This is a genomic window from Pseudomonas sp. D1HM, assembly GCF_019266105.1.
Lineage (GTDB): Bacteria > Pseudomonadota > Gammaproteobacteria > Pseudomonadales > Pseudomonadaceae > Aquipseudomonas > Aquipseudomonas taetrolens.
The window spans coordinates 84,976-109,163 of record NZ_LRMN01000002.1; the positions used below are offsets into that span (position 1 = coordinate 84,976).

The 24,188-nt window shown below is 59.0% G+C and carries 27 protein-coding genes; 17 read left to right on the forward strand and 10 right to left on the reverse strand.

What is annotated here, in order from left to right; all coding sequences use genetic code 11:
• The 8 genes from AWM69_RS01285 to AWM69_RS01320 all read left to right on the forward strand — a co-directional run bounded on the left by AWM69_RS01285 (position 1) and on the right by AWM69_RS01320 (position 5,433).
• Complete coding sequence (locus AWM69_RS01285) at positions 1-588, forward strand: YggT family protein (protein WP_048381013.1); 588 nt, start codon at positions 1-3, stop codon at positions 586-588.
• Positions 588-884: a DUF167 domain-containing protein gene (locus AWM69_RS01290; RefSeq protein ID WP_131653433.1), complete on the forward strand. Its 297-nt coding sequence runs from the start codon at positions 588-590 to the stop codon at positions 882-884. Before AWM69_RS01285 ends, AWM69_RS01290 begins: the two co-directional genes overlap by 1 nt.
• A 181-nt stretch (positions 885-1,065) precedes the next feature.
• On the forward strand, positions 1,066-2,205 hold the full coding sequence (locus AWM69_RS01295; protein ID WP_048381017.1) for a homoserine O-acetyltransferase: 1,140 nt from the start codon (positions 1,066-1,068) through the stop codon (positions 2,203-2,205).
• Positions 2,206-2,212: 7 nt separating this feature from the next.
• The gene (metW, locus tag AWM69_RS01300) at positions 2,213-2,833 is read left to right on the forward strand and encodes a methionine biosynthesis protein MetW (RefSeq protein WP_048381019.1); all 621 of its coding nucleotides are present in this window, start codon (positions 2,213-2,215) and stop codon (positions 2,831-2,833) included.
• Positions 2,834-2,858: 25 nt separating this feature from the next.
• Positions 2,859-3,296 (forward strand): DUF4426 domain-containing protein, encoded by a 438-nt coding sequence (locus AWM69_RS01305; protein ID WP_218725597.1) that lies wholly within the window; start codon positions 2,859-2,861, stop codon positions 3,294-3,296.
• On the forward strand, positions 3,293-3,889 hold the full coding sequence (rdgB, locus tag AWM69_RS01310) for an RdgB/HAM1 family non-canonical purine NTP pyrophosphatase (protein ID WP_218725598.1): 597 nt from the start codon (positions 3,293-3,295) through the stop codon (positions 3,887-3,889). The genes AWM69_RS01305 and rdgB overlap by 4 nt, the downstream gene beginning before the upstream one ends.
• The gene (gene hemW / locus AWM69_RS01315; protein WP_256930135.1) at positions 3,886-5,100 is read left to right on the forward strand and encodes a radical SAM family heme chaperone HemW; all 1,215 of its coding nucleotides are present in this window, start codon (positions 3,886-3,888) and stop codon (positions 5,098-5,100) included. Before rdgB ends, hemW begins: the two co-directional genes overlap by 4 nt.
• Positions 5,101-5,109: 9 nt before the next feature.
• Positions 5,110-5,433, forward strand: coding sequence for a DUF3392 domain-containing protein (locus AWM69_RS01320; protein WP_218725599.1), 324 nt, complete (start codon positions 5,110-5,112; stop codon positions 5,431-5,433).
• A gap of 120 nt (positions 5,434-5,553) precedes the next feature.
• On the opposite strand, the gene trmB is transcribed toward AWM69_RS01320, so the two are convergent.
• The 4 genes from trmB to AWM69_RS01340 form a co-directional block, all read right to left on the reverse strand.
• The gene (gene trmB / locus AWM69_RS01325; RefSeq protein ID WP_218725600.1) at positions 5,554-6,276 is read right to left on the reverse strand and encodes a tRNA (guanosine(46)-N7)-methyltransferase TrmB; all 723 of its coding nucleotides are present in this window, start codon (positions 6,274-6,276) and stop codon (positions 5,554-5,556) included.
• Between the two features lie 9 nt (positions 6,277-6,285).
• On the reverse strand, positions 6,286-7,080 hold the full coding sequence (locus AWM69_RS01330; protein WP_218725601.1) for a thiazole synthase: 795 nt from the start codon (positions 7,078-7,080) through the stop codon (positions 6,286-6,288).
• Positions 7,081-7,137: 57 nt separating this feature from the next.
• Positions 7,138-7,338 (reverse strand): sulfur carrier protein ThiS, encoded by a 201-nt coding sequence (gene thiS, locus AWM69_RS01335; protein ID WP_048381033.1) that lies wholly within the window; start codon positions 7,336-7,338, stop codon positions 7,138-7,140.
• Between the two features lie 80 nt (positions 7,339-7,418).
• A complete protein-coding gene (locus AWM69_RS01340; RefSeq protein ID WP_218725602.1) occupies positions 7,419-7,790 on the reverse strand; it encodes a DUF423 domain-containing protein in 372 nt (123 codons plus the stop codon).
• Positions 7,791-7,869: 79 nt separating this feature from the next.
• On the opposite strand from AWM69_RS01340, the gene mtgA reads away from it, so the two are divergent.
• Positions 7,870-8,577: a monofunctional biosynthetic peptidoglycan transglycosylase gene (gene mtgA / locus AWM69_RS01345; protein WP_131653521.1), complete on the forward strand. Its 708-nt coding sequence runs from the start codon at positions 7,870-7,872 to the stop codon at positions 8,575-8,577.
• Between the two features lie 84 nt (positions 8,578-8,661).
• Here the strand turns inward: mtgA and rpoH are convergent, their stop codons facing one another.
• From rpoH to ftsY, 4 genes are all read right to left on the reverse strand, one after another.
• The gene (rpoH, locus tag AWM69_RS01350) at positions 8,662-9,516 is read right to left on the reverse strand and encodes an RNA polymerase sigma factor RpoH (protein ID WP_048381039.1); all 855 of its coding nucleotides are present in this window, start codon (positions 9,514-9,516) and stop codon (positions 8,662-8,664) included.
• Positions 9,517-9,628: 112 nt separating this feature from the next.
• A complete protein-coding gene (gene ftsX, locus AWM69_RS01355; protein WP_131653437.1) occupies positions 9,629-10,651 on the reverse strand; it encodes a permease-like cell division protein FtsX in 1,023 nt (340 codons plus the stop codon).
• Positions 10,648-11,319: a cell division ATP-binding protein FtsE gene (gene ftsE, locus AWM69_RS01360; RefSeq protein WP_048381043.1), complete on the reverse strand. Its 672-nt coding sequence runs from the start codon at positions 11,317-11,319 to the stop codon at positions 10,648-10,650. Before ftsE ends, ftsX begins: the two co-directional genes overlap by 4 nt.
• A complete protein-coding gene (ftsY, locus tag AWM69_RS01365; RefSeq protein ID WP_218725603.1) occupies positions 11,316-12,761 on the reverse strand; it encodes a signal recognition particle-docking protein FtsY in 1,446 nt (481 codons plus the stop codon). Before ftsY ends, ftsE begins: the two co-directional genes overlap by 4 nt.
• Positions 12,762-13,117: 356 nt before the next feature.
• On the opposite strand from ftsY, the gene AWM69_RS01370 reads away from it, so the two are divergent.
• The 5 genes from AWM69_RS01370 to AWM69_RS01390 all read left to right on the forward strand — a co-directional run bounded on the left by AWM69_RS01370 (position 13,118) and on the right by AWM69_RS01390 (position 18,689).
• Positions 13,118-14,473, forward strand: coding sequence for a pitrilysin family protein (locus AWM69_RS01370; RefSeq protein WP_131653439.1), 1,356 nt, complete (start codon positions 13,118-13,120; stop codon positions 14,471-14,473).
• On the forward strand, positions 14,466-15,956 hold the full coding sequence (locus tag AWM69_RS01375; protein ID WP_131653440.1) for a pitrilysin family protein: 1,491 nt from the start codon (positions 14,466-14,468) through the stop codon (positions 15,954-15,956). The genes AWM69_RS01370 and AWM69_RS01375 overlap by 8 nt, the downstream gene beginning before the upstream one ends.
• On the forward strand, positions 15,956-16,564 hold the full coding sequence (rsmD, locus tag AWM69_RS01380; protein WP_131653441.1) for a 16S rRNA (guanine(966)-N(2))-methyltransferase RsmD: 609 nt from the start codon (positions 15,956-15,958) through the stop codon (positions 16,562-16,564). The genes AWM69_RS01375 and rsmD overlap by 1 nt, the downstream gene beginning before the upstream one ends.
• Before the next feature lie 239 nt (positions 16,565-16,803).
• Positions 16,804-17,850 carry a hydrolase gene (locus AWM69_RS01385; protein WP_218725604.1) on the forward strand — a complete coding sequence of 349 codons (1,047 nt, stop codon included), beginning with the start codon at positions 16,804-16,806 and terminating at the stop codon, positions 17,848-17,850.
• Positions 17,847-18,689 carry an AraC family transcriptional regulator gene (locus AWM69_RS01390; RefSeq protein WP_218725738.1) on the forward strand — a complete coding sequence of 281 codons (843 nt, stop codon included), beginning with the start codon at positions 17,847-17,849 and terminating at the stop codon, positions 18,687-18,689. Before AWM69_RS01385 ends, AWM69_RS01390 begins: the two co-directional genes overlap by 4 nt.
• A gap of 9 nt (positions 18,690-18,698) precedes the next feature.
• Here AWM69_RS01390 and AWM69_RS01395 read toward each other — a convergent pair whose 3' ends face one another.
• A complete protein-coding gene (locus tag AWM69_RS01395) occupies positions 18,699-19,553 on the reverse strand; it encodes a sulfurtransferase (RefSeq protein ID WP_131653443.1) in 855 nt (284 codons plus the stop codon).
• 30 nt (positions 19,554-19,583) lie between these two features.
• The gene (locus AWM69_RS01400; protein ID WP_131653444.1) at positions 19,584-20,252 is read right to left on the reverse strand and encodes a TetR/AcrR family transcriptional regulator; all 669 of its coding nucleotides are present in this window, start codon (positions 20,250-20,252) and stop codon (positions 19,584-19,586) included.
• A 160-nt stretch (positions 20,253-20,412) separates the two neighbouring features.
• Between AWM69_RS01400 and AWM69_RS01405 the strand changes: the two genes are divergently transcribed.
• From AWM69_RS01405 to AWM69_RS01415, 3 genes are all read left to right on the forward strand, one after another.
• Positions 20,413-21,843, forward strand: a complete 1,431-nt coding sequence (locus AWM69_RS01405; protein WP_218725605.1) for a coniferyl aldehyde dehydrogenase — start codon at positions 20,413-20,415, stop codon at positions 21,841-21,843.
• A gap of 46 nt (positions 21,844-21,889) precedes the next feature.
• Positions 21,890-22,435 (forward strand): twin-arginine translocation pathway signal protein, encoded by a 546-nt coding sequence (locus AWM69_RS01410; RefSeq protein ID WP_218725606.1) that lies wholly within the window; start codon positions 21,890-21,892, stop codon positions 22,433-22,435.
• Between the two features lie 70 nt (positions 22,436-22,505).
• Positions 22,506-24,101, forward strand: a complete 1,596-nt coding sequence (locus AWM69_RS01415; RefSeq protein WP_218725607.1) for a GMC family oxidoreductase — start codon at positions 22,506-22,508, stop codon at positions 24,099-24,101.
• Positions 24,102-24,188: the final 87 nt, after the last annotated feature.

Below are 24,188 nucleotides of genomic sequence, written 5' to 3' on the forward strand. Positions count from 1 at the left end.
ATGTCTGGACTTAATGGCGCTGCCATTTTCGTGATTCAAACCCTGGGTAGCCTCTACCTGCTGATCGTTCTGTTGCGCTTCATCCTGCAACTGGTGCGGGCCAACTTCTATAACCCGCTGTGCCAGTTCACGGTCAAGGCCACGCAGCCCTTGCTTAAGCCTTTGCGTCGGGTGATTCCGAGCGTATTCGGCCTGGACATGTCCTCGCTGGTTCTGGCAATCATCGTGCAAATGGTGGTGTTTGCCGTCGTGCTGACCCTCAGCTATATCCCGTTCAACATTCTCGGCCTGCTGGCGTGGGCAATGATTGGCGTGACCGCGCTGTTCTTGAAGGTGTTCTTCTTCGCCCTGATCATCAGCGTGATCCTGTCGTGGGTCGCACCGGGCAGCACCAGCCCTGGCGCTGAGCTGGTCAACCAGATCACCGAGCCGGCCCTGGCGCCGTTCCGCCGCATGCTGCCAAGCATGGGTGGCCTGGATATCTCGCCGATCCTCGCCTTCATGGTGATTCAGCTGATCCAGAGCTATGCGATCCCGCCTCTGGCCATGTATGTCGGCATGCCTGTCGTGCTGTTCGGCCTGATCTGATGAGCTACTTCCGTTGGGACGGCGAGGATCTGATTCTCGACTGTCACCTGCAACCCAAGGCCAGCAGCGATGAATTTGCCGGCCTGCACGGTGACCGTCTGAAAATCCGCCTCACCGCCCCTCCGGTGGAAGGCAAGGCCAATGCCCATCTGATGGCCTTTCTGGCCAAGGCATTCGGTATCGCCAAAAGTCAGGTAAGCCTGATCAGCGGCGAGCTCAACCGGCAGAAACGCGTGCGTTTGCACGGTCCGAAAAAGCTGCCGGATTTGCCGGGGCTGGCTGACTCAAAACCATGACGCTGTAGCCACTGCCGAAGACTGCGATGGGTTGCGACGCGACCCATTGTTATCAAGCATGACAAAGGTCCAGCGGACCTTATCGCAGCCTTTGGCAGCGGCTACAGGGTTTTGCACCATTGCTTGCTGCTGCGCCCCCCGCTCATTAGACTTACGCCTCATTTAAATGAGAGCAGGGTCAATGCCAGCTGCCTTTCCCCCCGATTCCGTTGGTCTGGTCGTGCCGCAAATTGCGCACTTCAGCGAACCCTTGGCATTAGCCTGCGGCCGCTCACTGCCTGCCTATGATTTGATTTACGAAACCTACGGCCAGCTCAATGCCTCAGCCAGCAATGCTGTGCTGATCTGCCATGCACTGTCCGGTCACCATCATGCAGCGGGCTACCACAGTGCCGATGAGCGCAAGCCCGGCTGGTGGGACAGTTGCATTGGCCCTGGCAAACCGATCGACACCAACAAGTTCTTTGTGGTCAGCCTGAACAACCTGGGCGGCTGCAATGGCTCTACCGGCCCGAGCAGCCTCAACCCGGAAACCGGCCGCCCGTTCGGCGCCGACTTCCCGGTATTGACCGTTGAAGACTGGGTCCACAGCCAGGCACGCCTGGCCGACCGGATCGGCATCAACCAGTGGGCTGCGGTGATCGGCGGCAGCCTGGGCGGCATGCAGGCGTTGCAGTGGAGCATCAGCTACCCGGATCGCTTGCGTCATTGCCTGGCAATTGCTTCCGCACCAAAGTTGTCCGCGCAGAATATCGCGTTCAACGAGGTCGCCCGCCAGGCCATTCTTACCGACCCGGAATTCCATGGCGGCTCGTTCCAGGAAAAGGGCGTCATCCCCAAGCGTGGCTTGATGCTGGCGCGCATGGTCGGGCACATTACGTACCTGTCCGATGACTCGATGGGCGAGAAGTTCGGCCGTGGCCTGAAGAACGAAAACCTCAACTACGACTTCCACAGTGTTGAGTTCCAGGTCGAGAGCTACCTGCGTTACCAGGGTGAAGAGTTCTCCGGACGTTTCGATGCCAATACCTACTTGCTGATGACCAAGGCGCTGGACTACTTCGACCCGGCCGCCAACTTCGACAATGACCTGGCCAAAACCTTTGCCGGCGTCAAAGCGCGCTTTTGCGTGATGTCGTTCACCACCGACTGGCGCTTCTCCCCGGCCCGCTCGCGGGAGCTGGTGGATGCGTTGATGGCTGCCAAAAAAGACGTGTGCTATCTGGAAATCGATGCGCCGCAAGGCCATGACGCCTTCCTGATTCCGATTCCGCGTTACCTGCAAGCCTTCAGCAATTACATGAACCGAATTGAACTGTGAGAACGCCATGAGAGCCGACCTGGAAATCATCCAAGACTGGATCCCCGCCGGCAGCCGCGTGCTCGACCTGGGTTGTGGTGATGGCGAACTGCTCAGCTGGCTGCGCGACAATAAGCAAGTCACCGGCTACGGCCTGGAAAACGACCCGGACAACATTGCCCAGTGCGTGGCCAAGGGCATTAACGTCATCGAACAAGACCTCGACAAAGGCCTGGGCAACTTCGCCAGCAACAGCTTCGATATCGTGGTCATGACCCAGGCACTGCAAGCCGTACACTATCCCGACCGGATTCTCGACGAAATGCTGCGGGTCGGCCGTCAGTGCATCATCACCTTCCCCAACTTCGGCCACTGGCGCTGCCGCTGGTACCTGGCTAGCAAGGGCCGGATGCCTGTGTCCGAGTTTTTGCCTTATACCTGGTACAACACGCCGAACATTCACTTCTGCACCTTTGAAGACTTTGAGGCCCTGTGCCGCGAGCGCGAAGCCCGAGTCCTCGACCGCCTTGCCGTAGATCAACAACACAGGCACGGGTGGGCGAGCAAGATATGGCCTAACCTGTTGGGCGAGATCGGCATTTATCGTGTCAGCAGTCCTGGTCTGCAGGATCATAAAGTCGCGGTGTAACTCAGCGCGTTCAAGGAGAAAGACAATGGGTCGTATTGGATTACTGCTGTTATCAATGTGCTTCGGTGCACACGCTATCGCTGCCGACGCCAGCGCTGTACAGCGTCAGCAGACATTTGGCGATACAACGGTGTACTACAACGCGTTCCCGTCAACGTTCCTGACGCCCGAGATCGCCAACCAGTTTGAAATCTCCCGCAGCAAAACCAATGGCGTGTTGAATATCACCATCAACAAAAATGCCAAAAACATCCCGGCCAATGTTCAGGGCACGGTACAGAGTGGCGATGCCAAGCCGGCGCCGCTGACCTTCCGTCAGGTTGGTACCGGCGGCGAGATCAACTATCTGGCCCAGTTCCCGCTGGCAGGGCCGCAAACCTTCACCTTCAAGGTCGATGTGAAGGCAGGCGGTGCAACGTCTGAAACCATCCAATTTTCTCAAATGGTCGCTCCCATCGAATGATGAACCTTACGCAACTGGTACTGGCTAGCCACAACGCCGGCAAACTCAAAGAACTTCAGGCCATGCTCGGCGAGTCGGTGCAGTTGCGCTCGATTGGTGAGTTCAGCAACGTCGAACCGGATGAAACCGGTTTGTCGTTCGTTGAAAACGCGATTCTCAAGGCCCGCAATGCGGCGCGCCTTTCCGGGCTGCCGGCACTGGCCGATGACTCGGGGCTGGCGGTGGATTTCCTGGGCGGCGCGCCTGGCATTTACTCGGCACGCTACGCCGACGGCAAGGGCGATGCCGCGAACAACTCCAAACTGCTCGATGCCTTGAAAGACGTGCCGCAAGCCGAGCGCGGCGCGCAGTTTGTGTGTGTGCTGGCACTGGTTCGCCATGCGGATGATCCGCTGCCGATCATCTGTGAAGGCCTGTGGCACGGCCGCATCCTGACAGAGGCCAGCGGCGAGCACGGCTTTGGTTACGACCCCCTGTTCTGGGTACCCGAGCGCAACTGCTCCAGCGCCGAGCTGAGTCCCAGCGAAAAAAACCAGCTAAGCCACCGCGCCCGCGCCATGGTCTTGCTGCGCCAGCGCCTGGGCCTGAAATGACCCACGACACACCGCCCCAACCGCTCTACCTCGGCGCGGCCGGCTTTACTCAGCAGGCGCCCCGGGCACCGTTGACGCAACTGCCGCCGCTGTCGCTGTATATCCATATCCCGTGGTGCGTGCGCAAATGTCCGTATTGCGACTTCAACTCCCACACTGCCAGCCCGGTGCTGCCTGAAGACGAGTACGTCGACGCGCTGCTGGCCGACCTCGACCAGGACCTGCACGCAGTCTATGGCCGCGAACTGAGCTCGATATTCTTCGGCGGCGGAACGCCCAGCCTGTTCAGTGCCAAATCCCTGGGGCGCCTGCTAAAAGGCGTTGAAGCACGTATCCCGTTTGCCAGCGATATCGAAATCACGCTGGAGGCCAACCCGGGCACGTTCGAGCAGGAAAAGTTCGTGGCTTATCGGGCACTGGGGATCAATCGGCTGTCGATTGGCATCCAGAGCTTTCAGCAAGCCAAGCTCGAAGCACTGGGTCGCATCCACAACGGAGACGAAGCCATACGTGCAGCCGACATGGCGCGCCAGGCGGGCTTTGACAACTTCAACCTGGACTTGATGCACGGCTTGCCCGATCAGTCGCTGGACGATGCCCTGAGCGATCTGCGCCAGGCCATTGCCCTGAAGCCAACGCACCTGTCGTGGTACCAGTTGACGCTGGAACCCAACACCGTGTTCTGGAACCAGCCTCCGGTCCTCCCCGAAGATGACACCCTGTGGGACATTCAGGAGGCCGGCCAGGCGCTGCTCGCCGAACATGGCTACGCCCAGTACGAAGTATCGGCTTATGCCCAACCGGGGCGCCCGGCACGGCACAACCTCAACTACTGGAGCTTTGGCGACTTTATCGGTATCGGTGCTGGCGCCCACGGCAAATTGAGCCACCCTGATGGTCGTATCGTGCGCACCTGGAAAACCCGTCTGCCGAAGGACTACTTGAATCCAGCGAAAAACTTCCAGGCTGGCGAGAAAACACTGACAGCAGAAGAGCTACCCTTTGAGTTTCTAATGAACGCCTTGCGCCTGACTGAGGGCGTCGATTCGGCACTCTACCCACTGCGCACCGGACTGCCCCTCGACAGCCTGAGCATTGGCCGCAAGGCTGCCGAACAAAGCGGCTTATTGCAGGTCGAACCGTCACGTCTGGCGGCGACTGCCAGAGGCCAGCTGTTTCTCAACGACTTGCTGCAGCACTTTTTGACCTAAGGAAATCGAATGGACTTGGTACTCGACCTGCTCGCCACCGTCTCGCGCTGGAGCCGCAGCCATCTCTCAGAGATCTCTCTGGCGCTCATCGGCTGCGTGCTGGTGCTGTTTGGGGCAGACTTCAAAGGTTGGGTCGAACAACGCCTGGGCAGCATTGCCGGCGCCTTGCGCGTCCCCCTGATGGCCCTGCTCTGCCTGATCGGCAGCGGTGCCGCCCTGATCTACGCCACGCCCTGGATTGAACGCGGCCTGAGCCAGTTCAACAACTACAGCCTCGCGCCGGTGCTGCTGGTCGTGCTGGTGTTGATCGGGGTCGTGGCTGACCGGCGCTGAATCTTTAAACCAGCAGGAGCGAGCTTGCTCGCGATCCAATCGATACGGTTCACCTGAAACACCGCAGCGATCCAATCGCGAGCAAGCCCGCTCCTACAGACATCTGATCGAAAAAACCGCTTACGCCAGTTTTTCGAACTTCAGATCCCACACGCCATGCCCAAGACGTTCGCCACGGCGTTCGAACTTGGTGATTGGCCGCTCGGGTGGCCGGGGTACGCACAGGCCGTCTTCGGCCAAATTGCGGTAGCCCGGAGCGACGTTCATCACTTCCAGCATGTATTCAGCATACGGTTCCCAGTCGGTGGCCATGTGCAATACACCACCGGTCTTGAGCTTGGAGCGTACCAGCTCAGCGAAAGAGGCCTGTACGATCCGGCGCTTGTGGTGACGGCTCTTGTGCCAAGGGTCCGGGAAGAACAGCAACAGACGATCGAGGCTGTTGTCTGCCACGCAACGGGTCAGGACTTCAATTGCATCGCAATCGTAAACCCGCAGGTTGGTCAGGCCCTGGGTCAGCACGCCATTGAGTAGCGCGCCAACACCCGGACGGTGAACCTCAACCCCGATGAAATCCTGCTCAGGCGAAGCGGCGGCCATTTCCAGCAAGGAATGACCCATGCCAAAGCCGATTTCCAGCGTGCGTGGCGCAGAGCGGCCGAACACCTGGTCGAAGTCGACCGGCGCATCAGCCAGCGGCAGTACGTACAGCGGCGTGCCTTGATCGAGGCCGCGTTGCTGGCCTTCGGTCATGCGCCCGGCGCGCATCACAAAACTCTTGATGCGACGGTGCTGGCGATCTTCGCCTTCTTCCGGGGTTGGGGTGTCTAGTGATTCAGTCATCAGTGGCTCTTACTTGATCAGACCATCCAGCGGCGAAGAGGCGCTGGCATAGAGTTTTTTCGGCATGCGCCCGGCCAGATACGCCAGACGGCCCGCCACAATGGCGTGTTTCATGGCTTCGGCCATGATGATCGGGTGCTGGGCATTAGCGATCGCAGAGTTCATCAACACCGCTTCGCAGCCCATTTCCATGGCGATGGTGGCGTCAGAGGCAGTGCCCACGCCAGCATCGACCAACACCGGAATCTTGGCTTCTTCCAGAATGATCCGCAGGTTGTAGGGATTGCAGATCCCCAGCCCGGTACCGATCAGGCCGGCCAGCGGCATGACCGCGATGCAGCCCATGGCTTCAAGCTCGCGGGCAATGATCGGATCATCGCTGGTGTACACCATGACATCGAACCCGTCCTTGACCAGAATCTCGGCGGCCTTGAGGGTTTCAATGACATTGGGAAACAGGGTTTTCTGGTCTGCCAGTACTTCCAGCTTGACCAGGTTGTGACCATCGAGCAGCTCACGAGCCAGGCGGCAGGTACGTACCGCTTCAACGGCGTCGTAGCATCCGGCCGTGTTCGGCAGGATGGTGTAACGGTCCGGCGGCAACACGTCGAGCAGGTTCGGCTCGCCAGGGTTCTGACCGATATTGGTACGGCGCACGGCAACAGTGACGATTTCAGCACCCGACGCCTCGATGGCGAGGCGGGTTTCTTCAAGATCACGGTACTTGCCAGTCCCCACCAGCAGGCGCGACTGATAGGTACGGCCGGCAAGGGTGAACGGCTTGTCGCTGCGAACATTGCTCATCGGGAATCCTCTTTGATTGTGGGCACAGTGGGACGGGTTGATACAGGGAGCGAGTGCCTAGCCACCACCGATGGCATGCACCACTTCAACCTGATCGCCATCCTTGAGCACCGTCTCGGCATGTTGACTGCGCGGGACGATATCCAGATTAAGTTCGACTGCCACCCGGCGACCGGTCAGTTGCTGGCGGACAAGCAAGGCCGCGACGGTCTCGCCGTCTGGCAGTTCAAAGGATTCACCGTTCAACTGAATGAGCATGCGCGACGCTGCCTTCATTTTTAGGGGTCAGCATTCTAGCCCGATCAGTCAGGTCGACCCAAGCCATTCATCTTGCGGGCTCAGTTCAAGCGCCAGGCGGCCAGCCCCAGACACAGCCAGCCGGCCAAAAAGGCCGCTCCGCCGAAAGGTGTAATGATCCCCAGCTTGCCGATGCCGGTCATCGTCAACACGTACAAACTGCCGGAAAACAGCACAATGCCCACTGCGAAGCAAACACCTGCCCATGTCACCAGACGGCTCTGGAGCTGGGTCGCCAGCAATGCCACGCCGAGCAGTGCGAGGGTGTGTACCAACTGGTAGGTAACGCCAGTATGAAAAATGGCCAGATACTGCTCACTCAATCGACTTTTAAGGCCATGCGCAGCAAACGCACCTAGAGCAACACCCGTAAAACCGAAGAAAGCGGCCAGCATCAAAAAAACACGCAGCATGAGAGAACTCCAGTCTGGGGTCATGGATTGGCACAGGGTCTGTATAATGGCGCGCTCAACGGGTTCGGCCAAGCCATCTATGCTGCGTTTTCTTGCTCATCGCCTTCTAAAAGCCCTGCTCTGGTTCGCTGCGGGCAGTGCATTGCTGGTACTGATCTTCCGCTGGGTGCCGCCTCCCGGCACCGCACTGATGGTCGAGCGCAAGGTCGAATCGTGGTTCGATGGCCAGCCCATTGACCTGCAACGCAGCTGGCGCCCGTGGGACAAAATCTCCAATGACCTGAAAGTCGCGGTCATTGCCGGCGAAGATCAGAAATTCGCTGAACATTGGGGCTTTGACTTCAGTGCGATTCGCGCAGCGTTTGCACATAACGAGCAAGGGGGCTCCTTGCGCGGCGCCAGTACCCTCAGCCAGCAAGTGTCCAAGAACCTCTTCCTGTGGTCTGGTCGCAGCTGGCTGCGCAAAGGACTCGAAGCCTGGTTCACCGCACTCATCGAGGTGCTATGGCCCAAGCAGCGGATTCTTGAGGTGTACCTCAACAGCGTGGAATGGGATGACGGGGTGTTCGGCGCCGAAGCAGCAGCTCAGCATCACTTTGGCGTGAGTGCCAAAAACCTCTCGGGGCGTCAGGCCAGCTACCTGGCAGCCGTGCTGCCAAACCCGCGCAACTGGAGTGCCAGCCACCCCAGCCCGTATGTGAGTCGCCGCGCAACCTGGATCAGCCAGCAAATGCGCCAGCTGGGCGGGGACAGCTACCTCGACACCCTCAACACCTCGCGTATGTAACCCTTACCTTATTTGCAGGAACGAGCTTGTCCTGCACAAACAAAAACGCCCCGATCAGATCGGGGCGTTTTTTATCGGGCCGGGTTAAGCGGCGATCGACAGTTTGAGCTTGTTCATCGCGCTTTTTTCCAGCTGACGAATCCGCTCGGCAGACACATTGTACTTCTGTGCCAGGTCATGCAGCGTGGCTTTCTCTTCAGCCAGCCAGCGCTGATACAGAATGTCGCGACTGCGGTCATCCAGCACTTCCAGCGCTTCGTGAAGGTTGTTGGTGGAGTTATCGCTCCAGTCAGCATCTTCCAGTTGGCGTGCCGGGTCGTACCGGTGATCTTCCAAGTAGTTGGCTGGCGACTGGAACGCACTGTCGTCGTCAGCTTCAGCTGCCGGGTCGAAGGCCATGTCATGGCCGGTGAGCCGGCTTTCCATCTCGCGAACTTCACGAGGCTCTACACCGAGGCTTTCAGCCACGCGATGAACTTCATCGTTGTTCAGCCAGGCCAAACGTTTTTTCTGGCTGCGCAGGTTGAAGAACAGCTTGCGCTGGGCCTTGGTGGTGGCCACTTTCACGATCCGCCAGTTACGCAGGATAAACTCGTGAATTTCAGCCTTGATCCAATGCACGGCGAACGACACCAGACGTACGCCCATTTCAGGGTTAAAGCGTTTGACCGCCTTCATCAGGCCAACATTGCCTTCCTGGATCAGGTCTGCCTGAGCCAGGCCATAGCCCGAATAACTGCGGGCAATGTGCACAACAAAACGCAGGTGGGCGAGCACCATCTGCCGAGCCGCCCCAAGATCCTGCTCATAGTAGAGACTCTCGGCCAGTTCACGCTCCTGCTCCGGTGTCAGCAATGGAATGCTGTTCACCGTGTTTACATAGGCCTCCAGGTTCGCACCCGGAACCAACGCATACGCAGGTTGCAAAGAAGTGGTCATACGAAAAAACCTCCGTCTTACATAACTCGTGCAGTTCAGCACTGCGAAAGTTGACTGGGAACCACAAAAAAAGTTCCCTAAAAAGCTGAAAAGGTCAACAGGCGAAAAGAAACTACTTAGGCGAAAGCTCACGTAAGTGACGCGCGACTGCAATCCATGCACCGATATACCCTAACAGCACCGCGCCAAGCAAGAGAGACAGACCATCGGCTACCGGCACGCCGGCCAGTGCAAAGTTGCTGCCATACAATCCGGCCAGTCCCGTGACCGCATCGTTGAGCCAGTTCAAGCCGAAAGCCAGAACCCCCCAGGAAAGCACACCAGCGCCAAAACCATAAAGCGCACCCATATACAGAAATGGCCTGCGCACATAGCTGTCTGTACCGCCTACCAGCTTGATGACTTCAATCTCGATTCGACGATTTTCAATATGCAAACGAATCGTATTACCAATAACCAACAGCAAAGCTGACACCAGCAACACCGTCAAGCCAAACACAAAACGGTCACCCAGCTTCAAAATCGCCGCCAGACGTTCGACCCAGACTAGATCAAGTTGCGCCTGTTGCACGTTAGGCAACTCCGCAAGGCGTTCGCGAAGGGCTTCGAGGGCAGTTTTGTCGACCTCATTGGGGGTTACCAGCACCACACCCGGCAAGGGGTTATCGGGCAACTCCTTGAGCGCTTCGCCCAGCCCTGACTGCTGCTGGAACTCCTCAAGGGCTTTTTCACGGCTGATGAACTCTGCGTCCGCAACCCCTGCCATACCTTTGATCTGATTGCTCAGTTGCTCGCCCTGATCGCTGCTGGCGTCCAGTTTCAGATACAACGAAATTTGCGCTGCACGCTGCCAGGAGCCGCCCAGACGCTCGACGTTGTTGAGCAACAGCGACAAGCCCATTGGCAGGCTCAAGGCAACGGCCATCACCAGGCACGTGAAGAAGCTGCCGATGGGCTGTTTGCCGAGGCGCCTCAGACTGTCGAGCAAACTCGCACGGTGAGCCTCGATCCAGGCTTGGAACAACATCCCGAAGCTCGGGCCATCGTCTTCATCCTGCTTTTTCCTGGATGGCTGCGGGTCGGAGGCTTTGGGTGCCACGCGCTCGGACACTTTGGGGCTACGTGCTGCACTCATTGTGCGGCCTCCCCGTCGCCGATCAAACGCCCGCGCTGCAAGGTGAGCATGCGATGGCGCATGCGGGCAATCAGTGCCAGGTCATGGCTGGCAATCAGAACGCTGGTGCCCAACCGATTGATGTCTTCAAATACGCCCATGATTTCAGCCGCCAGACGAGGATCGAGGTTGCCGGTAGGTTCATCGGCCAGCAACAAGGCTGGACGATGAACGATGGCCCGGGCAATACCGACACGTTGTTGCTGGCCTGTGGACAAGTCGCCGGGGTACAGATCGGTTTTGTCCGACAACGCCACACGCTCCAGCGCCGAATCGACACGCTTGATGATTTCAGCCTTGGACAGGCCAAGAATCTGCAGCGGCAAGGCGACGTTGTTAAACACCGTACGATCAAACAACAGCTGGTGGTTCTGGAACACCACGCCGATCTGGCGACGCAAGAATGGGATCTGCGCGTTACTGATCTGCCCCAGGTCCTGACCAGCCAGCAACAACTTGCCGGTGGTTGGGCGCTCCATTGCCAGCAGTAGCCTCAGCAGGGTGCTTTTACCCGCGCCAGAGTGACCGGTGACAAAAAGGAACTCGCCCCGACGAACCCGAAAGCTCAGCTCGTGCAGGCCCACGTGTCCATTTGGATAGCGTTTACCGACCTGCTCGAAACGAATCATGGACGCTCCCGCTCCGCAAAAAGAGCCTGGACAAAAGGTTCGGACTCAAAATCACGCAAGTCATCAATGCCTTCACCGACACCGATAAAACGGATCGGAATATTGAACTGCTTGGCCAGGGCGAAAATCACACCGCCTTTGGCCGTACCGTCCAGCTTAGTCAGCGCCAGCCCGGAAAGAGGGACGGTTTGATTGAATTGCTTGGTCTGGCTGATTGCGTTCTGGCCGGTACCTGCATCGAGCACCAGCAATACTTCGTGCGGAGCGGCTTCATCGAGCTTGCCCATCACACGGCTGACTTTTTTCAGCTCTTCCATCAGGTTGTCTTTGGTGTGCAGGCGACCTGCGGTATCCGCGATCAACACATCAATGCCACGGGCCTTGGCCGCCTGTACCGCGTCAAAGATCACCGAGGCCGAATCCGCGCCCGTATGCTGGGCAATGACCGGAATATTGTTGCGCTCGCCCCACACCTGCAGCTGTTCAACGGCTGCAGCGCGGAATGTATCCCCCGCGGCAAGCATGACTTTCTTGCCTTCAAGCTGCAGTTTCTTCGCCAGTTTGCCGATGGTGGTGGTTTTGCCTGCACCATTGACGCCCACGACCAGGATCACGAACGGCTTGTTCTGCGCGTCGATTTTCAGCGGCTGCTCAACCGGTTTGAGCATGGCAGCCAGCTCGGCCTGCAGGGATTTGTACAAGGCATCCGCATCGGTCAGTTGCTTGCGCGCAACTTTTTGCGTCAGGTTCTTGATGATCACCGAAGTGGCTTCAACGCCCACGTCAGCAGTCAGCAGACGGGTTTCGATTTCGTCGAGCAGGTCGTCATCGATGATCTTTTTGCCCAGAAACAGGCTGGCCATGCCTTCGCCAATGCTGGCGCTGGTTTTGGACAGGCCTTGCTTGAGACGGGCAAAGAAACCGGTTTTGACCTCAGGGGCAGGAGCCGGTGCCACAACAGGTTCCACAACGGCAACGGCTTGCGGTTCTGGTTCTGGTTCTGGCTCTGGCTCTGGCTCTGGCTCTGGCTCTGGCTCTGGCTCAACAAAAGTTTCGACCACTTCCAGCACTTCAACCACAGGTTCGACAGCGACCACCGGGACAGTGGCAACCTCGACCATGGGTGGGATCGGCGGCACGAAGTGCGGCGCCTGCACGTCTTCAACCAGTGCGACCGGTTCTTCCGGGACCGGCAAGGGCGGCCATGGCGCAGGTTGCGCGGTGACCTGAGGTGCTTCGGCAGGCGCTGCGACCACAACCTCTTCAGGGGTTGGCTCAATGACCACCGGGGCGGCTTCGATCAACGGCTCCGGGGCGATTTCGGGTGCAGGCGCGGGCTGTTCGACGACGGTTTCCTGCGGCTTTCTGCGCAGCCATCCGAACAGGCCTTTTTTCTCGCCAGCAGCAGCTGGGTTCTTCTTGTCGTCGTTGGAACCAAACATGGAGGACGGCTATCTCATGGTAGCGACGCGCCACTGTGGCGCCCCGACAAATAATATTCAGTGTGAAAAAGACTGTTTTTTTGTCAGCTTGTTCGCACGCAACTTAATTCAGAGGGTAAAAAACACCTCTGAAACTTCGTCTTAACTCGGATCCAAGACGGAAAAATCGGCAAAAAAGCGAAATTTACCGGGATATGTCCACACTTCACAACGGGCTCCTATACTGCCCGACCAAACGTTGTCTGATCGTCAGAAGCCTGATAGGCGTGGCCGCCAGTAAAACGGATCAGTATCCTAGCACCTCCTCACCCGCCGACGCTAAGGCCAAGCGGGCAGCCCAACAGGTTTAAAAACGAATGAATGCTCTAGCCCGCCGCGCTGCTGGCCTGTTGCTCAGCACAGTTTTCCTTCCATTTTCGGTCCTCGCGGCCGAACCACAGCCTACCCATGAGTTCCGCCTGGACAATGGCCTTAAAGTCATCGTGCGCGAAGACCACCGTGCGCCTGTCGTGGTTTCTCAGGTCTGGTACAAAGTCGGCTCAAGTTATGAGACTCCCGGCAAGACCGGTTTGTCCCATGCCCTTGAACACATGATGTTCAAGGGCAGTAACAAAGTCGGCCCCGGTGAGGCCTCGTTGATCCTGCGCGATCTCGGCGCTCAGGAAAACGCGTTCACCAGCGATGACTACACCGCCTATTACCAGGTACTGGCACGCGACCGCCTGCCCGTGGCCTTCGAACTTGAAGCCGACCGCATGGGCAGCCTTCGCCTGCCCCCTGAAGAGTTCAAGCGCGAGATCGAAGTCATCAAGGAAGAGCGTCGCCTGCGCACCGATGACCAACCGATGAGCAAGGCTTTTGAATTGTTCAGCGCCATGGCCTACCCGTCCAGTGGTTATCACACGCCGACCATCGGCTGGATGGTTGACCTGGACCGCATGAGCGTTGGCGAACTGCGCGCCTGGTACGAAGAGTGGTACGCCCCCAATAACGCCACGCTGGTGGTGGTGGGCGACGTGACCCCGGATGAAGTCAAAGCCCTGGCCACACGTTACTTCGGCCCCGTGCCCAAGCGTGAGGTACCGATTGCCAAAGCCCCTCTGGAGCTGGCAACACCTGGCGAGCGCCTGCTCAAGATCCATGTCCAGACCCAACTGCCGAGCCTGATGCTGGGCTTTAACGTACCCAGCATTGCAACCGCCAAAGATCCGGTCACGGCCAACGCCCTGCGTCTGATTTCAGCCCTGCTGGACGGTGGTTACAGCGCACGCATGCCGACACAGCTGGAGCGCGGCGAAGAGCTGGTATCCGGAGCCTCATCCGACTACAACGCATTTACCCGTGGCGACAGCCTGTTCATGCTTTCGGCAATGCCCAACAGCCAGAAAAAAGTCACCCTGGCCCAGACTGAAGCCGGTCTGTGGCGTTTGCTCGATGAGCTGAAAAAGACCCCTCCCTCCGCAGAAGAGCTGGAACGCGTCCGCGCTCAAGTGATTGCCGGTCTGGTCTACGAGCGCGACTCGATCACCAGCCAGGCCACTTCGATCGGCCAGCTGGAAACCGTCGGCCTGTCCTGGAAACTGATGGACACCGAGCTGGACGACCTGCAGAAGGTCACTCCTGCCGATATCCAGCAAGCCGCCCGTACTTACTTCACTCGCGACCGCCTCAGCGTTGCGCATGTATTGCCCGAGGAGAAAACCCATGAGTGAGCGTAAAGGTCCCCGCTACGCCCTGCTCGGTCTGAGCGCCGCCGTACTGGTCGGTGCACTCGGCTACTATTTCGCCAATCCTGTCGAGACGGTGGCCAGCCCCGCTCTGGAGAGCGCCAAGGCCGAGCGCAAGCTCGAATCCCTGGCAGAGCTCGACGGCAAGGCCCCCAGCCATCGGGCGCTAAACGTTCAAACCTGGAAAACCGCCGAAGGCTCCAGGGTGCTGTTCGTTGAAGCCCGGCAATTGCCCATGTTCGATCTGCGCCTGACCTTCGCGGCCGGCAGCAGCCAGGACGACAACACACCGGGGCTGGCGCTGCTGACCAACGCCATGCTCAACGAAGGTGTGGCGGGCAAGGATGTCGGCGACATCGCCCAGGGTTTTGAAGGGTTGGGGGCAGAATTCAGCAACGGTGCTTATCGCGACATGGCTGTTGCCTCTTTGCGCAGCCTGAGCGACGTCGACAAGCGCACACCTGCGCTCAACCTGTTTGCTGAAGTCGTGGGCAAGCCTGCGTTCCCGGCCGACTCGTTGGCACGGATCAAAAACCAGATGCTGGCCAGCCTTGAGTTCCAAAAACAGAACCCCGGCAAACTGGCCAGTAACGAACTGTTCGAACGCCTGTACGGCAACCACCCGTACGCCCACGCCAGCGACGGCACGGCTCAAAGCATCACCTCGGTCACCATCGACCAGCTCAAGGCCTTTCACAACAAAGCCTACACCGCTGGCAACGCCGTCATTGCCATCGTCGGGGACTTGTCCCGCGCCGAAGCCGAGTCCATAGCGGCCCAGGTCTCAGCCGCGCTGCCAAAAGGCCCGGCAGTGGCCAAGGCAGTGCAACCGGTTGACCCGAAGGCAGGCGCCCATCACATCGAATTCCCGTCCAAGCAAACCCATTTGCTGCTGGCCCAACTGGGCATTGATCGGGACGACCCCGATTACGCGGCCCTGTCGCTGGGCAATCAGATCCTGGGAGGCGGTGGTTTTGGTACGCGCTTGATGACCGAAGTCCGTGAAAAACGTGGCCTGACCTACGGCGTGTACTCCAACTTCAGCCCGATGCAAGCGCGTGGCCCGTTCCTGATCAACCTGCAAACCCGTGCCGAATTGAGTGAAGGAACCCTCAAACTGGTGCAAGACATTTTGGCTGACTACCTGAAAAATGGTCCGACGCAAAAAGAACTCGACGATGCCAAGCGTGAACTGGCGGGCAGCTTTCCGCTGTCGACTGCCAGTAACGCAGCCATCGTCGGCCAACTGGGCGCAATGGGCTTCTACGATTTGCCTTTGGACTATCTGGAAACCTTCATGCAGCAGTCCCAGGACCTGACCATCGAGCAGGTCAAGGACGCCATGAACAAGCACCTGAGCGCCGACAAAATGGTCGTAGTGACCGCTGGCCCAACCGTGCCGCAAAAACCACTGCCACCTCCAACCGATAAACCTTCAGAGCAACCTCTTGGGGTTCCGGAGCATTAATGGCAAAGCAAAAATACACATCGCACACTGGCGCAGGCCAATTGCGCATCATTGGTGGCGAATGGGGCAGCCGCAAGCTGAGTTTCCCCAACGCCGAGGGCCTGCGTCCAACGCCGGACCGCGTGCGTGAAACCCTGTTCAACTGGCTGGCGCCGTACATCGGCGGGGCCAAGGTACTGGACGTCTTCACCGGCAGCGGTGCGCTGTTCCTCGAGGCCTTGTCACGTGGCGCCGCCAAGGGCGTAGCCCTGGACAGCAACCGCGACGCGATCTCCAGCCTGCGCGAGCACATGGGCACCTTGCGTTGCACCACGGGTGAAGTGCAGCAGACCAACGCCCTGAACTACCTGGCTACCGCGCCAACGGAAGTCTTTGACGTGGTGTTCCTCGATCCGCCGTTCAACCTGGATCTGCTCAAGCCTGCCTGTGATTTGCTGGAACAGAATGGCTGGCTGGCAGATGAGGCCTGGGTCTACACCGAAAGCGAACGCCGCCCTTCGGAACTGGGTCTGCCAGCCAACTGGCGCCTGCACCGCGAACAAAAAGCCGGGGGGGTGAACTACGCCCTGTGGCAACGAGAAGCGGCGCCGGCGCCTGCCGCGCAGTAACCATGAGCGTGGCGCACCCTGAGGTGCGCCACCCATGTCCTGTCTACGCGTGCTCCCCCAAGGGCGCAGTGCTGAATCCCCCCTTCTGCTTCCCCCCGTCCTCCAGCAATCAAAAGCGCGACTGCCGTGACTGAAGACGCCTGTCAGTCGACTAATGGAGTAGCCTGCACCTGCATGTAACACTTGGGCGCCATGCCTCGGTTGTGGCAACGTAGACAGACCGCCGTATCAGTCATCCGATGAGAACTACAGTGCCCCCTTTCACCGCTACAGCTTTGCCTCCAGAACCGTTTGCACCGGCTTCACGACTCAGCAACCCTCATATCCAAACACTCTGGGGGCCGCTGTGGCGCACCAAGCCGGTACTCGACCATCAGCGTGAGCGGTTGTGGCTGGAAGACGGCGATTTTCTGGATCTGGACTGGCACGGCACACCGTCGGCCCATGCCCCGGTGGTGCTGGTACTGCATGGCCTGACCGGCTCATCGTGCTCGCACTATGTGCTGGGCATGCAAAGCGCCCTCGCCTCCCAGGGCTGGACCAGCGTCGCCTTGAACTGGCGCGGTTGCTCAGGCGAGCCGAACCTGCTGACACGCAGTTATCACTCCGGTGCCAGCGAAGACCTGGCCGCGGCCGTGGCTCATCTGCGTGACCGGCATCCGCTGGCCCCGTTGTATGCGGTGGGTTATTCCCTGGGGGGCAATGTATTGCTCAAATACCTGGGTGAAAGTGGCAGCAACAGTGGCCTGCAAGGTGCAGTGGCGGTGTCGGTGCCTTTTCGGCTGGATCAGTGTGCTGACCGCATTGGCCAGGGGTTTTCCCGCGTATATCAAGCGCATTTCATGCGCGAGATGCTGGCCTACGTGAAAAACAAGCAACGCCAGTTTCAACTCGACGACAAGCACGACGGCCTGGCGACCCTGGCCAAATTGGGCACAGTGAAGTCCCTCAGCAAAATGCGTACTTTCTGGGAGTTCGATGATCGCGTCACGGCGCCGCTTAACGGCTATCTAAGCGTGCAGGATTACTACCGCCGAGCCTCCAGCCGCTATTTCCTGGGCAGCATCGACACCCCGACGCTGATTATCCAGTCCGAGGATGATCCGTTCGTGTTCAAGCACAGCATTCCCGAAGCTTGCGAACTGTCGTCCTCCACGCAACTGGAGTTGCATGCACAGGGTGGACATGTCGGATTTCTGGAGGGCTCATTCCGTAAGCCGGGGTATTACCTCGAACGACGGATCCCCCAATGGCTGACCTCGCTCGGACCCACGTCTGTGTCATGAACACCGAACCGGGTGAGTCGATCCGCTTCTGGCAAACGCCCCCGCTGACGGGCGTCGAGTTGCTCACGGCACGCTACATCGAGCACCGCTTTGTGCCGCATGTACATGATGGTTTTGTCATCGGCATGATCATGGCCGGTGCCCAGCGTTATCGCTATCGGGGCGCTGAACATCTCGCGGCCACCGGCACCCTGGTATTGATCAACCCGGACGAAGTTCACAACGGCCACAAAGGCCATGAGGCTGGCTGGCGCTATCGGGCGTTTTACCCCGACAACGTGCAAATGCACCGTCTGCTGGAAGAGCTTGGGCTGCCCGCGACCCACTTGCCAACATTCAATGACACGCTGCTGCATGACCCCGCATTATTCAGCGGCTTGTGCCAGTTGCATCAAGTGCTTGAAGAGCCTGAATCTGCATTGCAGCAGCAAACATTGTGGCGCCAAATGATGCTCGCGCTGCTCACTCGCCATGCACGACTGCCGCTGCCGGCCAAACCCGGGGTCGAACACCGGGCAGTGAATCAGGCCAAAGAACTGTTGCAGGCGCGACTGGCACAGCCACCTTCGCTGGAAGAGCTGGCGGCTGCGGTCAATCTTTCGCCCTTCCACTTTGCCCGCGTGTTCCAGCGCGCGACAGGCATGCCACCGCACACGTGGTTGATGCAGCAGCGCATTGCCCATGCCCGGGCCTTGCTGCAGAAAGGCTGCTTGCCGCTGCACGTTGCGATGCAGTTGGGATTTGCCGATCAAAGTCATCTGAGCCGGCAGTTCAAGAAGGTCTACGGCGTGGGCCCCGGCGCGTATCGAACGGCCAGTGCCCAGCTCCCGGACGCCTAGCTACCGGCTTCAATCGCCCGTGGCTATCCCGCGCGCCGGAACATTGATCCATTCACTCCACGAGCCCGCGTAGAGCTTGCCCAACGGATACCCCGCCAGCCCCAGGGCAAACAGGTTGTGGCAGGCCGTCACGCCGGAACCGCAATAAGCGACCAGCGACTCGGGGGGGCGGCCAGCGAGCTTTTCAGCAAAGCGTTGCTTGAGCTGCGCGGCAGGCAAGAAGCGCCCCGTGCTATCAAGGTTTTCACTGAACGCCGCACATTGCGCGCCAGGGATATGCCCGGCAACAGGATCGATAGGCTCGACTTCACCGCGAAAGCGCGGCTGGGCACGGGCATCGATCAAGGTCAGCGCCGGATCACCCAGACGTTTTTGCAAGTGCTCCGCGTCCAGTAGCAAACGGGGGTCAGGCTTGCCATTGAAGTCACCCCGCGGGACCACCACTGCATCCAGGCTGAGCGGCAACCCCGCGCCATGCCAGGCCTTGAGGCCACCATCCAGGATAAACACGCCATCGCGCTTGCCCAGCCAGGTCAGCAACCACCACGCCCGTGCCGCAAAGGCACCAGGGCCATCGTCGTAGAGCACCACGTCGCTTTCGGCGCCAATGCCCCAGGCGCGCAGTCGCTCAAGCAATACCGCAGGATCGGGTAGCGGATGACGCCCGGTCACGCCCTTGATGACCGGCCCGCTCAAATCCCGCTCAAGGTCGGCAAACTGCGCACCGGCGATATGCCCTTCGGCATAGCTGCAAAGGCCGTAGTCCGGGTCTTCAAGGGCAAAACGGCAATCCAGAATAATCAGGCCGGGCCGCTCCTGGCGTTCCAGCAGGGCTTGGGGGCTGATCAATTGCGCAACGGGCATAGTGAACTCCTGTAAAGGGGTGAAATGCGGTTAGTGATCGTGCAGCGCGTCTTCCAGAGGAACGTAGTATTCGTTGATCAGGATATCGACCGCCTCGCGGGCCTCTTCCGTGACAAAACCCGATTCCAGCACCAGCAGTTGGTACACCCCGCGCTTGATCGCGCGCTCACTGAGCTGTTCACCGGATTCGCGGGTGGTACACAGAAAGCTGACCCATGAGGTGAGGATAATCCAGGCATTAAGGGTCAACGACTCGATTTGCAGAGGCGTCATGCGCAGGATCCCGGCATCGACAAACCCGGCATAGATCATCTGCGCCTGAACCAGGCATTGCCGGGAAAACTGCCGGTAGCGGGCGGCCAGCTCATTGTCACTGTGCAGAAAGTGCTCCGTGTCGCGATACAGAAACCGATAGCGCCACATGGCATCGAGCAGTTTTTGCAAATAAAAGCGCTTGTCATCAACGTTGAATGCACGCCCTTCGAGCGGGCGTAAAAAGCTCAATACCAGCGTCTCGTACTCGCTGAACAGCACCGAGATGATCGCCTGCTTATTGGGGAAGTGGTAATACAGATTGCCCGGAGAGATCTCCATATGGGCCGCAATATGATTGGTGGTGACACTGCGCTCACCCAGCTGGTTAAACAACTCCAGGCTGCTATTTACGATGCGCTGGCTGGTTTTTATTCGTGTGACCATGAGCTTGGGCTTTAGTGAATACGAATGGCATCTTACGGCCTAACTCCGGATCGATAAACAACACGGCATGCAGGCCCCGATTGACAATTTAGAGTATAGACTCTAAAAATCGCGCTACGCTTATAAAGACAACGCCTACAGAATCCGCCTGGAGCGAACCATGCCTGCCGACAGTGCCTCTCTTCAAGACGCTTCAGCCATGCAGGAAGATCTCCATACCCTGCTCGACCATCAACGGCAGGCCTACGCGGCTCATCCATTCCCGCCGTTTGCGCAACGCCAGCAATGGCTAAAGAGCCTGCGGCGTCTGTTAAGTGATGAACGTGAGGTTCTGATCGACGCCATCAGTCAGGATTTCAGCCACCGAAGCCCTGATGAAACCCTGTTTGCCGAGTTGATGCCCAGCCTTCACAGCATTGACGACACCCTGAAACACCTCAAGCGCTGGATGAAGCCGTCATCTCGCCGCGTGGGCATGATGTTCCAGCCCGCCAGCGCCAAGGTGGTCTATCAACCGCTGGGTGTCGTGGGGATTATCGTGCCGTGGAACTACCCGTTATATCTGGCGATAGGCCCTCTGGTCGGCGCACTGGCCGCCGGTAATCGGATCATGCTCAAGCTCAGCGAGTTCACGCCGGCCACCGGGCGTTTGCTCAAGGAGCTGCTGGGACGCATTTTCCCTGAAGAGATGGTCGCCATCGTACTGGGTGAAGCGGATGTGGCCGTGGCATTTTCCGGACTGGCGTTCGATCACCTGTTGTTCACCGGCTCCACCCATGTCGGCAGGCAAGTGATGAAAGCGGCGTCCGAGAACCTGACCCCGGTAACCCTGGAACTGGGTGGCAAATCACCGGCTATCGTCTCCCGTGATGTGCCGCTGAAAGATGCGGCCCAGCGTATTGCCTGGGGCAAATCCCTGAACGCCGGGCAAACCTGTATCGCACCGGATTACGTACTGGTGCCACAGGCGCGGGTCGAGGCTTTCGTTGAGGCCTATCGCCAGGCCATCCACAGCTTTTACCCGACCTTGATCGACAACCCGGACTACAGTGCAATTATCAACCAACGTCAGGTCGCAAGACTTGAGCAGCTGAAAACCGATGCGACACTCAAAGGTGCGCGCCTGATTTCACTGTATGAACAAGGTCAGGGACGACGCATGCCCCACAGCCTGTTGTTGAATGTCACTGACGACATGCAGGTGATGCAGGATGAAATCTTCGGCCCGCTACTGCCGGTCGTGGCATACAGCGATCTGGATCAGGCACTGGCTTACATCAACGCCCGACCTCGCCCGCTGGCCCTTTATTACTTCGGTTACGACAAGCGTGAACAGGACCGCGTGATCCAGCTCACCCATTCAGGCGGCGTGTGCATCAACGAAACACTGCTGCACGTCGCCATCGACGACTTGCCCTTTGGCGGCGTCGGGCAATCGGGAATGGGCCATTACCATGGCCACGAAGGCTTCTTGACCTTCAGCAACGCCAAAGGCGTGCTGAGCAAGCAGCGCTGGAACGGTTCGCAGATGATCTACCCGCCTTACGGGCGACAACTGGTGCGCCTGATTCAAAAGTTGTTTGTCCGATAGGCTCAAGGCCTGCCCTGAGTGTCCCATTTGATGGCGAGGCCTGCCCATGCCTGAATCGTGCGTTGAAACTGCCCTGCTTTCCCGTCGTGGTGCGCTGAAAATCGGCCTGTGCGCCAGTGCGTTTTTGGCAACTGCCGGCTTGGGTGCCAGCCTCAGCGGTTGCTCGGCCAGCCCCCGTGCCAGTGGCTTTGCCATATTGCGCAGCAGCGACGTGGTTTTTCTGCGAGCGGTGATCCCGGTCATGCTGGCCGGCAGCGTCGACGCACCGGACCAGCCCGGCGCAAACGACGCCACGCTGTTGATGCTGGACAACAACCTGAATCACTTGTCGCCCGCACTCCTGACCCTTACCCAGCAATTGTTCGACGTCCTCGCCATGCCCGTGACCCGCGGCCCGTTGACCGGCGTTTGGGGGCGCTGGGAAAACGCCAGCGCCGAGCACATCCAGCATTTTTTGCAGCGCTGGGCAAACAGCCGCATCGATCTGCTGCGCATGGGCCATGGTTCGCTGCTGCAATTGGTGATGATGAGCCGGTACGAATGCTCCGAATCATGGGCCCATTGCGGGTACCCGGGACCGCCTGCGGTCTGAATGGCCCGGCGCCCATGATGACCTGTGCAGCGCGCTCAAATAATAATAATTTCAGCCTGAGAAACTACTTATGCCCGTACCCGATCCATTCCGTGAAGGCCTGGCCCGAGGCTGGAAAACCCATGATGGCTCACAACTCGACAGCGACCTTACGCTCGAAGCCGACGTTGCCATCATCGGCAGTGGCGCCGGGGGCGGCACCACGGCCGAAATCCTCAGTGCAGCGGGTTACAAGGTTCTACTGATCGAAGAAGGCCCGCTCAAAACCAGCCGCGATTTCACGCTGCTCGAAAACGAAGCGTATGCCAGCCTCTATCAGGAAGGTATCGGCCGCATGAGCAAAGACGGCGCCATCAGCATCCTTCAGGGGCGTGCCGTGGGGGGCACGACCCTGGTCAACTGGGCATCCAGCTTCCGCACCCCGGGGCCTACCCTGGAGCATTGGGCCCGTGAGCATCAGGTCATCGGCCACAGCAGCGAACAGATGGCGCCCTGGTTTGAACAGATGGAGCAGCGCTTGGGCATCGCCCCCTGGGTGATCCCGCCCAATGCCAACAATGAAGTGATCCGCAACGGCTGTGAAAAGCTCGGCTACAGCTGGCATGTGATTCCACGCAACGTCCGCGGCTGCTGGAACCTGGGGTACTGCGGCATGGGCTGTCCGACCAACGCCAAACAATCGATGCTGGTGACCACCATCCCGGCCATGCTCGAAAAAGGCGGAGAGTTGTTGTACATGGCCCGCGCCCAGCGATTATTGATCACGGGGGATCAGGTCAACGGCCTGGAATGCCAGGGCATGGACAGTCGCTGCGTAGCCGCCAACGGGCGCACGATTACGGTCAAGGCGCGGCATTACGTGCTGGCGGGAGGCGGCATCAACACTCCCTGCCTGCTGATGCGCTCCGACGCACCCGACCCTCACAATCGACTCGGTAAACGCACGTTTCTGCACCTGGTGAACTTCTCTGCGGGTCTGTTCCCCGAGGCGATCAACCCGTTTTATGGTGCGCCTCAGTCGATCTACTCCGATCACTTTCAATGGAAAGACGGCACCACCGGCCCCATGGGCTACAAACTCGAAGTACCGCCGCTGCACCCGGCTTTGGCCGCCACATTATTTTCCAGCTATGGGCAAACCAACGCCCTGCACATGGCGCAACTGCCCAACACGCACATGATGCTGGCGTTGATGCGCGACGGTTTTCATCCCGACAGTCCCGGCGGGCATGTCGAATTGCGCTCGGACGGCAGCCCGACACTCGATTACACCCTCACGCCTTACGGCTGGGAGGGATTGAAGCGAGCCTTCCACAGCATGGCCGAGATTCAGTTTGCAGCGGGCGCCACGGCGGTCATGCCGTTGCACAGCGATGCGCGCTACATGAACAGCCTGCGTGAAACACGTGACCGAATCGACAGTTTGAGCCTTGAGTTGTATCGAACACGCCTGGCCAGCGCCCATGTGATGGGCGGGTGCGCGATGGGTGAAAATACTCGAATGGCCGTCACCGACAGTCTCGGCCGTCATCATCAATTGCGTAATTTATCGATCCACGACGGCTCTCTTTTCCCCACCAGCATTGGGGCCAACCCACAATTGTCGGTGTACGGGCTCACCGCAAAACTGGCGTCGCAGCTGGCCGAGCGCCTGAAAAATCCATGAAAAAGGACTTATCTGGACGCGTCTATAGTGCTTTCTTCTTAGAATGGCGACTTGGCCGACCGGGAATGCTGCGATACCATCCGACTC

Bases quoted from the DNA above. Each gene is read 5' to 3' on its own strand.
- AWM69_RS01285 (WP_048381013.1), top strand. From the start codon at position 1: ATGTCTGGACTTAATGGCGCTGCCATTTTCGTGATTCAAACCCTGGGT.
- AWM69_RS01290 (WP_131653433.1), top strand. From the start codon at position 588: ATGAGCTACTTCCGTTGGGACGGCGAGGATCTGATTCTCGACTGTCAC.
- AWM69_RS01295 (WP_048381017.1), top strand. From the start codon at position 1,066: ATGCCAGCTGCCTTTCCCCCCGATTCCGTTGGTCTGGTCGTGCCGCAA.
- metW (WP_048381019.1), top strand. From the start codon at position 2,213: ATGAGAGCCGACCTGGAAATCATCCAAGACTGGATCCCCGCCGGCAGC.
- AWM69_RS01305 (WP_218725597.1), top strand. From the start codon at position 2,859: ATGGGTCGTATTGGATTACTGCTGTTATCAATGTGCTTCGGTGCACAC.
- rdgB (WP_218725598.1), top strand. From the start codon at position 3,293: ATGATGAACCTTACGCAACTGGTACTGGCTAGCCACAACGCCGGCAAA.
- hemW (WP_256930135.1), top strand. From the start codon at position 3,886: ATGACCCACGACACACCGCCCCAACCGCTCTACCTCGGCGCGGCCGGC.
- AWM69_RS01320 (WP_218725599.1), top strand. From the start codon at position 5,110: ATGGACTTGGTACTCGACCTGCTCGCCACCGTCTCGCGCTGGAGCCGC.
- trmB (WP_218725600.1), bottom strand. From the start codon at position 6,276: ATGACTGAATCACTAGACACCCCAACCCCGGAAGAAGGCGAAGATCGC.
- AWM69_RS01330 (WP_218725601.1), bottom strand. From the start codon at position 7,080: ATGAGCAATGTTCGCAGCGACAAGCCGTTCACCCTTGCCGGCCGTACC.
- thiS (WP_048381033.1), bottom strand. From the start codon at position 7,338: ATGCTCATTCAGTTGAACGGTGAATCCTTTGAACTGCCAGACGGCGAG.
- AWM69_RS01340 (WP_218725602.1), bottom strand. From the start codon at position 7,790: ATGCTGCGTGTTTTTTTGATGCTGGCCGCTTTCTTCGGTTTTACGGGT.
- mtgA (WP_131653521.1), top strand. From the start codon at position 7,870: ATGCTGCGTTTTCTTGCTCATCGCCTTCTAAAAGCCCTGCTCTGGTTC.
- rpoH (WP_048381039.1), bottom strand. From the start codon at position 9,516: ATGACCACTTCTTTGCAACCTGCGTATGCGTTGGTTCCGGGTGCGAAC.
- ftsX (WP_131653437.1), bottom strand. From the start codon at position 10,651: ATGAGTGCAGCACGTAGCCCCAAAGTGTCCGAGCGCGTGGCACCCAAA.
- ftsE (WP_048381043.1), bottom strand. From the start codon at position 11,319: ATGATTCGTTTCGAGCAGGTCGGTAAACGCTATCCAAATGGACACGTG.
- ftsY (WP_218725603.1), bottom strand. From the start codon at position 12,761: ATGTTTGGTTCCAACGACGACAAGAAGAACCCAGCTGCTGCTGGCGAG.
- AWM69_RS01370 (WP_131653439.1), top strand. From the start codon at position 13,118: ATGAATGCTCTAGCCCGCCGCGCTGCTGGCCTGTTGCTCAGCACAGTT.
- AWM69_RS01375 (WP_131653440.1), top strand. From the start codon at position 14,466: ATGAGTGAGCGTAAAGGTCCCCGCTACGCCCTGCTCGGTCTGAGCGCC.
- rsmD (WP_131653441.1), top strand. From the start codon at position 15,956: ATGGCAAAGCAAAAATACACATCGCACACTGGCGCAGGCCAATTGCGC.
- AWM69_RS01385 (WP_218725604.1), top strand. From the start codon at position 16,804: ATGAGAACTACAGTGCCCCCTTTCACCGCTACAGCTTTGCCTCCAGAA.
- AWM69_RS01390 (WP_218725738.1), top strand. From the start codon at position 17,847: ATGAACACCGAACCGGGTGAGTCGATCCGCTTCTGGCAAACGCCCCCG.
- AWM69_RS01395 (WP_131653443.1), bottom strand. From the start codon at position 19,553: ATGCCCGTTGCGCAATTGATCAGCCCCCAAGCCCTGCTGGAACGCCAG.
- AWM69_RS01400 (WP_131653444.1), bottom strand. From the start codon at position 20,252: ATGGTCACACGAATAAAAACCAGCCAGCGCATCGTAAATAGCAGCCTG.
- AWM69_RS01405 (WP_218725605.1), top strand. From the start codon at position 20,413: ATGCCTGCCGACAGTGCCTCTCTTCAAGACGCTTCAGCCATGCAGGAA.
- AWM69_RS01410 (WP_218725606.1), top strand. From the start codon at position 21,890: ATGCCTGAATCGTGCGTTGAAACTGCCCTGCTTTCCCGTCGTGGTGCG.
- AWM69_RS01415 (WP_218725607.1), top strand. From the start codon at position 22,506: ATGCCCGTACCCGATCCATTCCGTGAAGGCCTGGCCCGAGGCTGGAAA.